The following is a 13,880-nucleotide window of genomic DNA, read 5'->3' on the forward strand; positions in this document are numbered from 1 at the left end:
ATTAATGCCCCTGTTTAGGGGCATTATCATTTCTGAGTGATTTAAAATAGGTAGCAATAACATGGAAACAAACACTGAAGGTAGAACGTGTGCATGGGCACTGAAGCACGAACTGGAAAGGGAGTACCACGACGCAGAGTGGGGCGTACCGGTTTATGATGACCAAGTTTTGTTTGAGTTCATTACCTTAGAAGGGGCACAAGCAGGCCTTAGCTGGATTACGATCCTTAAAAAGCGCGAAGGCTATCGTGCTGCCTTTGATAATTACGATCTAAACAAGTTAGCCGAATTGAATGAAGACAATGTGCCACACGTCATAGAGAACTTTGATGTGGTTAAGCATAAAGGCAAGATTGCCTCTGTGTATAACAACGCTCGAGCAACGCTTGAACTGCAGAAAGAGTTTGGTTCTCTTTCAAACGCCTTATGGCAATTTGTCGATAACAAGGTGATCGAAAACCACTGGATTGAGATGACTCAAGTTCCCGCTTCTACCGAGCAATCCAAAGCGATGAGTAAGTTTTTGAAGAAGAGAGGCTTTAAGTTTGTTGGGGAAACAATCTGTTACGCGTTAATGCAAGCGACAGGTATGGTTAATGATCATTTAGAAGGTTGCCCACATAAATAAAGGTGTTATTTCTCGACGCGAAATAATTGTGTGGAAATTGAAAAATTCACTGGTCATTTATAAACTTTTCAATATTATATGCGACCAAATTCAAATGTAGGCAACGATAGTGAATCAACAAAACTACCAAATATGTGATGCTAATTATGATCCCTTGCTTAGGCAGTTTATGCGTGAGGATGGCCACGTAGAAACTATCGCGCCGCTAGAAGGTAAAGTGTTCCTATTCTTGCTTGAAAATACAGGCGAATGCATTGAGCGAGGCCTGATCTTTGATAGATGTTGGGGGGATGTGATTGTCTCTGAGCAAGCGTTGACCAACGTGATATCTAAGCTTAGAAAAACACTGAACAGAGTGACTTGTGGTTGCGCCACGATTCGTACCGTCAGTAAAATGGGGTATTCTCTGGAGATAGAGGAATCATCTCAACCTCAAAATACAGAGCCTAAAGCGACAGTCCCTGAGGCGGATTTAGTATCAGAGTCTCCTCAAACGATAGGATTATCGCAAGCCGAACTTAACCCATCGTCAATAACGACAAATCAAACACAAACCTCAGGCGAGTCACCTGAGAAAAAGCCGCAAGATGAGCAGGCTCATGTTATGCCTGCATCAGTAACACAAAGCGTTGAAGGCGACATGGAAATGCCATTGTCCACAGTTAGCCCGAGAGGTTCAGTCAACGCGGTACCACCTAGCTTTAAGCTTTTTGTTCATCGTCATTTAGCCTGCGTGGGCTACTTTTTAGCCTTTACCTGTGTGTTGATCTCTTTGTTTAATATATTTCAGGCTTACTATCAGCCATTGCCATACTTTGTTGATAAAAATGAGTATCACGACAGCTTCGTAGATGAAACTAATCACTACTTTTTCCATATTGTTCGCAATGAAGCCTACTCGTTGCTTGCGATCACTGAGAGACTGATACAAGTTATACCTAGCCACTGTAATGTTGATGTTTTTGTTCGCATTTATCCATCTGTCAACCAACCTGAAAATGATGCTTTGTATATGCTGATTGAGAGAAAGGATGGCGAAGCTCTTAATTACTTGTCATCTATTTTTGAAGTTGAGTCATCTTTTGATTCGTTTGTGAATTACATGGCTCAAAGGAGTTACTTTTGCGAATAATTGGTTTGCTATTGGTATTAGCACTCACAGCTGCAAGTTTCATGATTGATAGAAACGTATTAGCGGGCACTCGTTGGCACTGTAAAACCATCAAAACGGGCTTTATGACGCAGGCATTTCAACCTTATCAATCGTTGTATGAACGTATGACTTTTACCTTCCAATCAGACAATACGTTTATGATTGCAGAGGCGGTGAAGATTGAAGAGAAGAATGGTCAGGTGAGTAAATTGGAGCACCACTCCTCAGGTCGTTATTCGTTAGAAGATGGCGAGTTGTCTATCTCTATCATTGATTATTCGCCGACAACTGAAACTGATGATCCTGTTATTAATCGAGAGTATAGCTCGTATAAGGGGCTGAATATTGATTACTCAGTTGTTGTCACCGATGACTCACTCTATTTATTTAATAAAAATCGTTTCGAAATTTTTAATTGGGTATGTTTTAAGGTTCAGAAGTAGTCATATAACTTCTACACCAAGAGCTTACCGAACTAAAAAAGGCAGGTTGTCCCTGCCTTTTTGTGGAAACTTGTTTATTGTTTTACTTAAACCAGAGCGTTGTAACGATCTAGTCCAGCTTCTAGATCCGCAATCAGGTCATCGACGTCTTCTAAGCCGATATGAACGCGTATCAAGGTTCCTTCGAAGTTAGGGTTCGCTACCGTTCTCAAGCTATTAAAGCTGCTCGGTTCGTTCGCTAGAATCAAACTTTCAAATCCACCCCATGAGTAACCCATACTAAAGTGCGTCATACCATCAAGCAGAGCAGTCGTTGCTTTTGTGTTTGAGTTCTTAAGAACGAAAGAGAACAAACCATTACCGCCAGTGAAGTCTCGTTTGAAGAATTCATGACCGGGACAAGACTCAAGGGCAGGGTGACGAACATGGTCAACCTCAGGGCGTGTTTCTAACCACTTTGCTACTTTTAGGCTGCTTTCAGCATGTTGGCGAAGTCGAACGTCAAGAGTACGAATACCGCGAAGACCAAGATAAGCGTCATCTGGAGATACGCACTGTCCCATCAAGTAACTCTGCTCTCTCAGTTGATCCCAACATTTTTCGTTGGCTACTGCCGTTCCTAGCATCACATCAGAGTGACCAACAATGTATTTAGTCGCCGCTTGAATTGAGATGTCGACGCCAAAATCGAACGGTGAGAAGTTAACACCAGCCGCCCACGTGTTATCAAGCATTACAATGATGTCATGTTCATGAGCAATACGTGCGAGTGTTGGGATGTCTTGAACTTCCATGGTGACTGAACCCGGAGACTCAGTAAATAGAACCTTAGTATTTGGCTTAATAAGGTCTTGGATATTTTCACCGATCGTTGGCTCGTAGTAAGTGGTCTCTACACCCATCTTTTTCATTATGGTGTCACAGAAATCACGAGTGGGTTCGTAACAGGTATCGACCATCAGAATATGGTCACCTGTTTCAACAAAAGAGAGGATGGCATTAGAGATGGCTGCCGTACCACAAGGGTAAAGTGCGCAACCTGCACCACCTTCAACTTCAACCATTGCATCTTGAAATGCGAAATGAGTCGTGGTGCCACGGCGTCCGTAGAAAAGTGTCTTGTTAGCGCGGTTAATGGTCGCTTTGCGTTTCTCTTCTACTGTGTTGAACACGACAGTTGAAGCGCGTTGTACTGGTGGGTTAACGACACCATTAGTCCACTTCTTATCACGACCTGCAGTGATCAGTTTAGTGGTTTTGTTCTCGGACATGCTGTGAATTCCTTATCAATCGGTTATGTCCTATTTAAAACATGCCAATAGCCTTCAAAGCAAGAGCAGAGCGGGAGTTTTTGCGCTTTTCTTTCGCTTTTTAACCTTCCACGTCGTTTATCGTGAAAGGTTTAAAATCCGATAGTCGGCGAGTGATGAGCCGGGGTGGACGCATTGATGGAATTAAAGCAGCGGGTTGAATAAGTAAAACAACCTTTCGAAGAAGCGGTTGCGTAGGTTTCTCTGCTCCCATTGCTCCAATTCCACTGGATGAGATGATTCAATATAGGATTGCTGCAAATCAAACAGTTGCTTGGTGAAGTGCACATCATCAACGGCTAGCGTTACTTCGAAGTTAAGCCATAGGCTGCGCATGTCGATATTGACCGTTCCGATTAAGCAAAACTCTTCATCAATCACTACCGATTTGGTGTGAAGAAGCCCGCCGTAAAACTCATATATCTTCACTCCGGCTTCAAGCAGTTCGGTATAGAAGGCGCGAGAAGCCCATTTAACCATTAATGAATCGTTGTTATGTGGAATGATTAATTCTACGCTGACACCACGTTGTGCCGTCATTTTGAGTGTTTCTAATAAGTCGGCACTCGGTACAAAGTAGGGTGTTGTAATACGAACTGAATGGTTTGCTTGATTAATCGCAATAGTAAGAACTTGCAGAATCAAATACTCCGGCATGCCCGGCCCAGATGGCACTACTTGAACTGAATGATGCGTCATTATTTCTTCAACCGGGCACTCTGGTAAATCAGGAAGAATGCGTTCACCGGTTTCCACTTCCCAATCCCAACCATGAATTGCTGACAACACGTTAACGGTTGGCCCAGTGACGCGAACCATGACATCAATCCATTGGCCGACACCTGAGCTCTGTTTGAAATGAGCTGGATCTACCATATTCATTGACCCGGTATAGGCGATGGACTCATCAATCACGATGATCTTCCGGTGCTGCCTTAGATCTAAACGGCGTAAGAAAATACGCCAAGGACTAACCTCTAATGCTTGGACAACGTGAACGCCAGCGTCTTTCATCATTGAACGCCAGTGACTTTTGAAAAAACGCGGGCTACCTGCAGAATCGAGTAAAACTTTAACATCGACACCACGTTTTGCTGCTCGAATAAGTGCGGAAGCAACGGAGTCAGTTAAGCCACCGGGGTGCCAAATATAGAAAACCATTTTGATACTAGTCTGGGCGTTTTCTATATCTTCGATAATTGCGTGTAGGATCTCATTAGGAGAAGCTTGCAGTGAAAGTGTGTTTCCGCTGAGAGCTGGAATGCCCATCCGATTGTTACAAAGCTCATCAATTTTGTGGATAGGAGAGCCGACTTTACCTGGAAGGTGGACTTGGCAATCATTTAATTGGCGGAACCAATCACCAAAAGGCGTAAACATGCGATGTGCCCGCTCAGCCCTCTTTCTACCGAGATTTAGCTCTCCGAAAAGGAAGTAACAAGCGACGCCAACAATAGGGATAATGTAGATAACCATCAACCATGCGAGAGAAACGCTGACAGAGCGTCGTTTTAGTACGACACGAAAAGTCACACCGGCGACAAGGACCCAGTATAAAGCGACAGAAGCTAAAGTTAAAAAATGGTAGAGCTTTTCCACATTGAATACTCGAAAAAAGAGACACTTAGATAGTAATGCTATTTTACGGATATGGGAATTTAAGGAATCAACTATTTACAAAATAGAGCAAAAGCTGTAAACAGGTTAAAGTTGTTAAGTTTTAGTTAACTTAAGACGAATGCAATTGTTTTGTATGAAAAACCGGCATTTAACCATAAAGATTTACATTGATAACGAAATATATACGGTTCGGGCTTCCAATTGTACTCTTAAACTGGTTTACTTGCTAGATAACGAGCGTCAATCAAATCTTTTAATGGTGTAAATTATTATATACACCTTATCTTTTAATGACGCCACACAAAGCAAAATACAACATCACATAACACAAAAGTTTGGAGTAAACGTGGCTACTAGTAATACAACCACTACACCCCGCGATACCTGGGGTTCGAAATTAGGATTCGTAATGGCTGCAGCAGGTTCTGCTGTTGGCTTAGGTAACATCTGGAAATTCCCATACACAGCAGGTGAAAGTGGCGGCGGTGCATTCGTTGCAATTTATCTGTTTTTTGTAATCTTCATCGGTTTTAGTGTGATGCTGACTGAATTTGCGATTGGCCGTCATACGCAAAAATCAGCAGTAGGTGCATTTAAATCAACTGACCGTCGCTGGACGTTCGCTGGTGTTATTGGCGTAGTCAGTGGTTTACTTATCATGGGTTTCTACCCTGTAGTAGGTGGCTGGTCTATCGCATACATCGGTAAAATTGCTGGTGGTCTACTAGACGCACCTGAAGCAATTGGCGACAGCTTCGGTGGCTTTATCTCAAACCCAGTTCAGCCACTAATGTGGATGGGCCTATACCTACTACTTAACGTTGTCATCGTTATGAAGGGTATTTCTGGCGGTATTGAGAAAGCGGGTAAGATTCTGATGCCACTTCTTTTCATCATCCTTATCGTGGTATCAATCAAAGGCCTAATGCTTCCGGGCGCGATGGCTGGTCTTGAATTCCTATTCAGCCCTGACTTCTCTAAAGTAGACAGCGGTGTAATCCTAGCCGCACTAGGTCAAGCATTCTTCTCACTATCTCTTGGTATGGGTTGTATGTTGACTTACGGTTCTTACCTTAAGAAGAAAGAGAACCTAGTTCAAACTACAGCTATGGTTACGGCGATGGATACAGGCGTTGCTATCCTAGCTGGTGTTGCAATGTTCCCTGCAATGTTCGCATTCGGTATGGAACCTGCAGCAGGTCCTGGTCTAGTATTCGTTGTTGTTCCTCAGCTATTCGCTGAAATGGGCGGCGTAGTTGGTCTTCTATTTGCTCTTATGTTCTTCGTTGGTCTAAGTGTTGCGGCACTGACTTCTTCAGTATCTCTACTTGAAGTTGTTGTTTCGTACCTAATCGATGAGAAAGGCATGAAGCGTGTAACAGCTGTACTGTCTGCAAGTGTCGTAATGGCGATTCTATGTATCTTCGCTTCTCTATCACTTGGCGGTTTCGGTCCAACACTGTTTGGTACTGGTGCATTTGATATCTTCGACTTACTAACGGATAAAATCTTCCTAGCAGTTGGCGGTATGTTGGTATGTATCTTCGCTGGTTGGAGACTAAACCGTGCTGACCTAGAGAAAGAAATCACTAACGACGGTGAAGTATCTTTCCCACTATTCGGTCTATGGTACACACTCGTTAAGTACATCATCCCAGTAGCTATCGCTATCGTAGCGTTCATGGGTATCTCTTCTGGCTTCGACAGCGGTAAAGGTGCAATCATGCTACTAGGTATTGGTATCATTGCCGGCTCTGCGCTTATTTCTAAGAAGCTATAATTCTTAGAAACTCTAATCGCAAACTAAAGTTAATTGATAAGCGGGAGCCATTGGCTCCCGTTTTTTATGCGACGTACTTATTGTTTTTCGAGAAATAAAAACATCGTCCCCTAAAGTTATCCGTGTGGTGGCCGATATATCTTTCGGTTAGGCTATATCGGCCTGTATTTATTTTAGGTAGGTGTTCTGTGAAATTGTCAGTGAGAAAAAAACTATATTTGGGTTTTGGATCTATATTGGCGGTGCTTGTCACGTTAGTAGGGATTGTATCGATAGAAGTGATTGGGGCTCACGAGAGCTCTGATGAAATTAGACTGGATGATGTTCCAGGAACTGTTACCTACCTTATATTGATCGATGAAGCTGGTGATGTTTACCGTGATGCTTTGGGCGCGGTTGTTCAGGGCGGTAATGCGCTCAATGATTATCGAGCTAATAAGACTCAATTTTCTCAAGCAATTGAAGAAGCAAAGCGTTTAGAGAGTAAAGGCTCAGAGGACCATCGTCGTGTTCAGCGAATTGAAGAGCTAATGGGGCGCTTTACTCAAGAGTTTGAATCGAAGCTCGTACCTATGCTTAATGATGAAACTGCATTGTTATCAAATATCCAGCAGCTTCGCTCTTTGTATGAGAGTAATCTTATCCCGATTGAAAATTTGCTTGATCAAGCATCTGAAAGTGAGATTGCTGATACAGAGCGAGCTCTGCTAACACTAACGGATTCGTTTATTACAATCGAACGCACGATTATGGTGTTGACTGCGGTTGCGATTGTGTTTGGCTGTGTAATTGCGTTTGTATTGTCTAGCTCTATTACTAATCGCTTAACTCGTGTAGAGCAAGTTGCACGACGCGTAGCAAATGGTGATCTAACGGCAGGTGACATTGTTGATGATTCTGGTGATGAGTTGGCTGACCTTGCTCAATCGATCAACCAGATGCAAAAGTCATTGGTCGATCTCCTCGGTTCTATCTCATCAGTGACTACCCAAGTTCAATCCGTTACTGGTGAGCTATCATCAATCAGCCACGACATCGTATCTGGCGCCTCTGCTCAAGCAGATAAAGCGACATTGATTGCGACTGCGGCAGAAGAACTAAGCTTAACCATTTCTGAAGTAGCGCAACAAGGTACTTCTACTTATGAAGAAGCGCGCCGCTCAGAAACGTCTGCAGAAGACGGTCGTAAAGTGATCGTGGAGATGGTTGCGAGCATCCAACAAGTGTCTACTCAAATGAGCGACATGTCGTTACAAATGAACACGCTGGGTTCACATGGCGAGCAGATTGGCAGTGTTATCAAGGTAATCGAAGATATCGCAGAACAAACCAACCTCTTGGCTCTGAACGCGGCTATTGAAGCTGCGCGTGCTGGTGAGTTCGGTCGTGGTTTTGCCGTGGTAGCTGATGAAGTACGAGCGCTAGCGGAGAGAACGACTAAAGCAACACAAGAAGTGTCTGGTATCATCCAATCTATTCAATCAGGTACTCAAGAAGCGGTGACTTACACTCAAGACAACTGTCGTTTAGTTGAAATTGGTGTAGAGCAAAGTACAGGGGCGGTATCGGCTCTAGAAGCAATTGTTAGCGGTGCGGGCAACGTACAAAGCATGGTTAACTCAATTGCGACTGCGGCAGAAGAACAGACAGCGGTGACAAAAGAAATCGCAGCGGATATTACGGCAATCAGTGATATCTCTGAACAGTCATTACAGTTAGCGACTCGCAGCTCTGAGAACACATCAGGTTTGAATGCTAAAGTTGCCGAGCTTGAAGGCTTAGTAGGTAAGTTCAAACTTGCTTAGAGCATAGAGCATAGAGCATAGAGCATAGAGCATAGAGCTTAGAGCAGGATCATAAGTCTAGAACATAAGCTTAGAGCGAATTGATTAAAGACTTCCCAGTGAAAGTTACCTATTGAAACATAAGCCCAACGATTCAATGTTTATTGAACTCGTTGGGCTTTTTCGTAGCTGGAATCTGGATTCAGACACGGTATACTCCACGTTCTACAATGGAGCTAGCCTTTATATGTTCGACATTCTTCTGAATCACTCTGATTTTTTACTTATAAACAAACATCCAGGCGTCAGCGTCCATAAAGACGATGGTGATACGATGTTATTGCAAGAAGTTGCTAAGGCAATCAATGAACCGAAGCTATATTTAGTCCATCGTCTCGATAAAATGACGTCAGGAGTTCTACTGCTGGCAAAAAATGCCCCAGCAGCGAGTGAGCTTTCACAGTTGTTTGCAAAGCGTGAAGTAGAGAAGTACTACCTTGCGATAGGCTCCAAGAAGCCGAAGAAAAAGCAAGGGCTGATCTCAGGAGATATGGAGCGTTCACGACGCTCAAGCTGGAAGCTACTGACAACCAAAGAAAACCCAGCGATTACCCAATTTTTATCTGCAACGGCTGAACCCGGTGAGCGTCTACTTTTATGTAAACCCTATACGGGACGAACTCACCAGATCCGTGTCGCGATGAAGTCCATCGGCTCGGCTATTGTTGGTGATCCTATTTACAATCCATCGAACGAGGCTGACAGAGGCTATCTGCATGCCTTCGCGATTCGATTTACCTATCAATCACAAGCCTACGAATGTGTCTGCGATCCAAGAAACCTCGACTCTTTGGGTGAGAAATGGCATCAAGAGATCGTGTCTAATGGTTTAGACAGTTGGCTTGAACCTTGGTCATTAACGTGGCCAAAGCTAAACACTAAGTGAGTGAAATAATGGAAGCATCAGCTTTACCTCTGTTTTTTAGTCATATTGAACAGCAATTGAATGAAGTGCCGAATGAACTACGTCGTATTTTTCACGGGCGTGGCAAGTTTTGGCCCGGCCTAGATCAACTCACTTGTGATTGGGTTGATGGACAGTTATTGGTTAACGTGTTTAAAGAAGTGGACCAAGCGTTCTTATCATCTCTAAAGACTGGGTTGGTCGACCTCACTAACAAAGATATCTGGCAAGTAAAACAGGGCACAAGCATTGTGCTGCAACACCGTTATGCTGATGGCGCGCCCTCTGAAGTCTTGTGGGGTCAATTGAACGACTCACCAGTCGTGGTTGAACATGGGCTTAAGTACCAACTAGACATTGGCCGCAATCAGAACTTCGGTCTGTTCCTAGACATGCGTAATGGTCGTCAGTGGGTACAAGATAATGCTAAGGATAAGAACGTTCTTAACCTGTTCGCATACACTTGTGGCTTCTCTGTCGCGGCGATTGCGGGTGGCGCTCGACAATGTATGAACGTAGACATGTCTCGCGGATCACTGAATAAAGGCCGTGATAACCACCGCTTGAATGAGCATGACATGCGATCGGTGAACTTCCTTGGCTACGACATCTTTAAGTCGTGGGGAAAAATCAAGAAGGGTGGCCCATACGAGCTGGTTATTATCGATCCGCCTTCGTTCCAAAAAGGCAGCTTTGCACTGACTAAAGACTACAAAAAGATCTTACGTCGTTTGCCTGAGCTTCTAACCGAAGGTGGTGAAGTGATTGCTTGTGTTAACTCACCAGCAGTGTCACCAAACTTCTTGATTGAGACGATGGCAGAAGAAGCGCCAAGTGTTGAGTTTATCGAGCGTTTAGATAATCCACCTGAATTTGTCGATGTCGACCTCGATTCAAGTTTGAAAGTCCTGAGATTTAAAATTAACGTTTCTGAAGACGCTTAATTTAGAGTAAACAAATATCAACGTTTGAAAGTAAAAAAGCCACTCAAATGAGTGGCTTTTTGGTCTTTAGGTTTCTAAGAAGTTTAAGCTTGTTGTTTCTCTAGCTCAGCTTCTTTCACTTCGTCTTTGATTAGAGAATCAACGATTACCGCACATGCTGCATCACCAGTGATGTTAAGGGCAGTACGGATCATGTCGAAGATACGGTCTAGAGCGAACAACAGAGGTAGACCTTCGATAGGGATACCAGCTGCTAGAAGAACCGCAACCACTAGGAAAGAAGGACCTGGAACACCAGCTTGACCAACTGCGCCTAGCGTAGACGTTACGATGATAGCAACGTAAGCGCCCATAGAAAGGTCGATGTTGAACAGCTGTGCGAAGAAGATAGCAACTAGGCCGTAGTAAATTGCATTACCAGACATGTTGATCGTCGCACCAAGTGGCAGAACGAATGAAGCCGTAGAGTTGCGAACGCCAAGTTCTTTCTCTACCGTTTCCATTGTTACTGGTAGTGTCGCCATTGAAGATGCTGTTGATAGTGCAACCGCTTGAGGCTTCTTCATTGCCACTAGGAACTTCTTAGCTGAAGTCTTAGTGAAGATTTGAATCATCAGTGGGTAAGCAACAAAGCCGAAGATAAGAATCGCAGCGATGTAAACAATGAACAGCTTGAACACGACCATAAGCGCGCCAAAACCAAACGTACCTACTGCTTCAGCCATTAGGCCGAATACGCCAAGTGGTGCAATGATCATAACTTTGTTGATCATCCATACCATAGCGTCAACGATAGCATTTACACCGTTGATGATAGGGTCACGTTTCTCTTTTGCTTGTTTAGAAATCGCAATACCAAAGAATAAGCAGAAAACGAGAATTTGCAGAATGTTTGCTTCATTCAGTGATTGGAAAACGTTGGTAGGGATCATGCCAGTGATGGTTGCCCAGAACGTTGGAAGTTCGCCTTTCGCAGCGTATTCTGAAGAGAACATACCTTCAACGCCAGAAACATCGATACCACGACCGGGTTCGAACACTTCACCCATTACAAGCGCTAGTGCCACAGCAAGTGCAGACGTTAGTGCAAAGTAACCCAGTGTTGTTACACCGACTTTACCAGCCGATGAGCTATTACCTAGACCTGCAGCACCTGAAATTAGGGCAACTGCGACTAGAGGAATCACCAGCATCTTGATCAAATTGATGAAGATAGCACCCAGTGGAGCGAACATTGTTGCGCTGTCACCCATCATCGCGCCGACTGCTGTACCGATGATCATTGCAATAACGACTTGAATGCCAATATTGCTTAGTAAACTCTTTTCTTTTAACACTTCCATAACCTCTGTGCTACTAAATATAAAAATCCCAGAATTACTCACCAATGAACGATGTGCCATTGGATAAATATTTCGCGAAGAGTTTTACACGTATCCTTTACATTTATCAATATGAGCAGAGGTGAAAGTCTCTTAAAAACAGCAGGTGAATCGCTATTAGATGTTTTTTCACACCAAAGCAAACGTTTGCTTTGGTTTTTCGTTGTTCGGTTATTTGTAAGATTTATAAAAGTGTTTTTATTGATCGCTTTGTGAATGGATTGTGCTTCGCGTCGCTTGCTTACTTTTGTTAACATTTAATCCATATCTTTGCGTTTTTTCTATACAGATTAATCTGGCTGAAAATAATAAAGCTTGTTGTGGGAAATTTAGCCTGAACTATGCTTAAGGTATCTATTTATTACCAAGATGTTACCTCTGCGCTTTAAATAAAACGTCTATCTAGCATCTCAGTTGTAAGGAGAGGGGCTATGACTTTTATATTAAAGTACTTGTTTGCGTTTCTTCTGTTGTTCAGCTCTGTGTTCGCTCAGGCCGATGATGTCTGGGTGATTGAGGTGAACGGAGGGATAGGTCCGGCGACCAGTGATTACCTCACTAGAGAAATAGAACAAGCTCACGATGAGCAAGCAAAACTCATCATTTTGAAAATGAATACGCCTGGCGGGTTAGATTCGTCGATGCGTGACATTATTCGATCCATCACCACGTCACCGATTCCGATAGCAACTTGGGTTGGGCCTGCGGGTTCACGTGCTGCGAGCGCGGGGACGTATATCTTGCTAGCCAGCCACATTGCTTCGATGGCGCCCGGAACTAATCTAGGTGCAGCAACACCTGTGTCGCTTGGTGGTGGCAAGGCGCCTGCTAGTCCGTTATCTCCTCAAGACGACGCCAATAAAGATGACAACACGTCAGCGGGTGAGCAAGACGAAACAAAACAAGAGAACTCAGACCAAGTAAAAGCCACCACTGCGATGGAAAAGAAAGTCATCAATGATGCTGCGGCTTACATTGTCAGTTTGGCTAAGCTACACAATCGCAATGAAGAATGGGCAGAAAAAGCGGTAAGAGAAGCGGCGAGTTTAGACTCAGAGAACGCACTCACACTTAACGTGATTGATTCTATTGCCAGCGACCTTCAGCAATTGGTTGAACTGAGTAACGGACGCACCGTCATAATCAACAGGGTCAGTCAGGAAATCCAACTTAGTGATGTTGCTTTTGTCGAGCGGGAACAAGACTGGCGCTTTAGTTTGCTGTCAGTGATCACGAACCCGAACGTTGCATATATTTTGATGCTGATTGGTATCTACGGCTTGTTACTCGAATTCTATAACCCCGGCGTCGGGCTACCGGGTGTTTTGGGCGGTATCTGTCTGTTATTGGCGATGTACTCCTTACAAATGCTGCCTGTGAGTTACGCGGGCCTTGCTTTAATCCTATTGGGAATTGCTTTGATGGTCGCAGAGGCCTTTAGCCCCAGTTTTGGCATCTTCGGTTTGGGCGGCGTCGCTGCGTTTACGCTCGGCTCGATCATGTTGATGGATACCGAAGTGCCGGGTTATCAAATCGCATTGCCGTTAATTATCGGTATTAGCCTATTCTCCGTCGCTTTTATCGTTGTAACTATCTCTATGCTAGTCCGAGTGAGAAACAAGCCGGTGACTACGGGAATGGAAGCGGTTGTCGGCGACACTGGCAAAGTGGTAAGCGGCTTCCCCGGTGCGGGTCGAGTATTGGTAGAAGGTGAGATCTGGCAAGCCAAATGCGCGAGTGAATTGCAAGCGGGGCAGCTTATTAGAGTGACCAAACTGACTGGGTTGTTGTTGGATGTTGAGGCGTTGCCCGATGAGACATCATCGAAATCTAGCTAGCGCGACATGCTAGAACAAACTTGATTGAATTATT

11 protein-coding genes are annotated in these 13,880 nt (G+C 44.0%); 8 read left to right on the plus strand and 3 right to left on the minus strand.

From position 1 onward, the window contains the following. The first annotated feature begins 61 nt into the window (after window positions 1-61). From MED222_RS01315 to MED222_RS01305, 3 genes are all read left to right on the plus strand, one after another. Entirely contained in the window at window positions 62-628 is a 567-nt protein-coding gene (locus MED222_RS01315) for a DNA-3-methyladenine glycosylase I (protein WP_009848770.1), read from the plus strand. 109 nt (window positions 629-737) lie between these two features. Beyond that, on the plus strand, window positions 738-1,760 hold the full coding sequence (locus tag MED222_RS01310; RefSeq protein WP_032555348.1) for a winged helix-turn-helix domain-containing protein: 1,023 nt from the start codon (window positions 738-740) through the stop codon (window positions 1,758-1,760). Then, window positions 1,751-2,224 carry a hypothetical protein gene (locus tag MED222_RS01305; RefSeq protein ID WP_009848768.1) on the plus strand — a complete coding sequence of 158 codons (474 nt, stop codon included), beginning with the start codon at window positions 1,751-1,753 and terminating at the stop codon, window positions 2,222-2,224. Before MED222_RS01310 ends, MED222_RS01305 begins: the two co-directional genes overlap by 10 nt. Before the next feature lie 86 nt (window positions 2,225-2,310). Here MED222_RS01305 and MED222_RS01300 read toward each other — a convergent pair whose 3' ends face one another. Further along, entirely contained in the window at window positions 2,311-3,495 is a 1,185-nt protein-coding gene (locus tag MED222_RS01300; protein WP_009848767.1) for a cystathionine beta-lyase, read from the minus strand. A gap of 183 nt (window positions 3,496-3,678) precedes the next feature. Next, window positions 3,679-5,133 carry a cardiolipin synthase gene (cls, locus tag MED222_RS01295; protein ID WP_032555350.1) on the minus strand — a complete coding sequence of 485 codons (1,455 nt, stop codon included), beginning with the start codon at window positions 5,131-5,133 and terminating at the stop codon, window positions 3,679-3,681. A 367-nt stretch (window positions 5,134-5,500) separates the two neighbouring features. Here cls and MED222_RS01290 point away from each other — a divergent pair, with 367 nt between their 5' ends. The 4 genes from MED222_RS01290 (at window position 5,501) to MED222_RS01275 (ending at window position 10,626) form a co-directional block, all read left to right on the plus strand. Then, window positions 5,501-6,934, plus strand: coding sequence for a sodium-dependent transporter (locus tag MED222_RS01290; protein WP_012604350.1), 1,434 nt, complete (start codon window positions 5,501-5,503; stop codon window positions 6,932-6,934). Window positions 6,935-7,122: 188 nt separating this feature from the next. Then, the gene (locus MED222_RS01285) at window positions 7,123-8,739 is read left to right on the plus strand and encodes a methyl-accepting chemotaxis protein (RefSeq protein ID WP_009848765.1); all 1,617 of its coding nucleotides are present in this window, start codon (window positions 7,123-7,125) and stop codon (window positions 8,737-8,739) included. Window positions 8,740-8,965: 226 nt separating this feature from the next. Then, entirely contained in the window at window positions 8,966-9,664 is a 699-nt protein-coding gene (locus MED222_RS01280; protein ID WP_009848764.1) for a TIGR01621 family pseudouridine synthase, read from the plus strand. Window positions 9,665-9,672: 8 nt separating this feature from the next. Then, window positions 9,673-10,626 (plus strand): class I SAM-dependent methyltransferase, encoded by a 954-nt coding sequence (locus MED222_RS01275; protein WP_009848763.1) that lies wholly within the window; start codon window positions 9,673-9,675, stop codon window positions 10,624-10,626. 83 nt (window positions 10,627-10,709) lie between these two features. On the opposite strand, the gene MED222_RS01270 is transcribed toward MED222_RS01275, so the two are convergent. After that, on the minus strand, window positions 10,710-12,029 hold the full coding sequence (locus tag MED222_RS01270; RefSeq protein WP_012604345.1) for a dicarboxylate/amino acid:cation symporter: 1,320 nt from the start codon (window positions 12,027-12,029) through the stop codon (window positions 10,710-10,712). Between the two features lie 410 nt (window positions 12,030-12,439). On the opposite strand from MED222_RS01270, the gene MED222_RS01265 reads away from it, so the two are divergent. Continuing rightward, window positions 12,440-13,846: an NfeD family protein gene (locus MED222_RS01265; RefSeq protein ID WP_009848761.1), complete on the plus strand. Its 1,407-nt coding sequence runs from the start codon at window positions 12,440-12,442 to the stop codon at window positions 13,844-13,846. The last annotated feature ends 34 nt before the right edge of the window (window positions 13,847-13,880 follow it).

This window comes from Vibrio sp. MED222 (genome assembly GCF_000153005.1).
Taxonomy (GTDB): Bacteria; Pseudomonadota; Gammaproteobacteria; order Enterobacterales; family Vibrionaceae; genus Vibrio; species Vibrio tasmaniensis_A.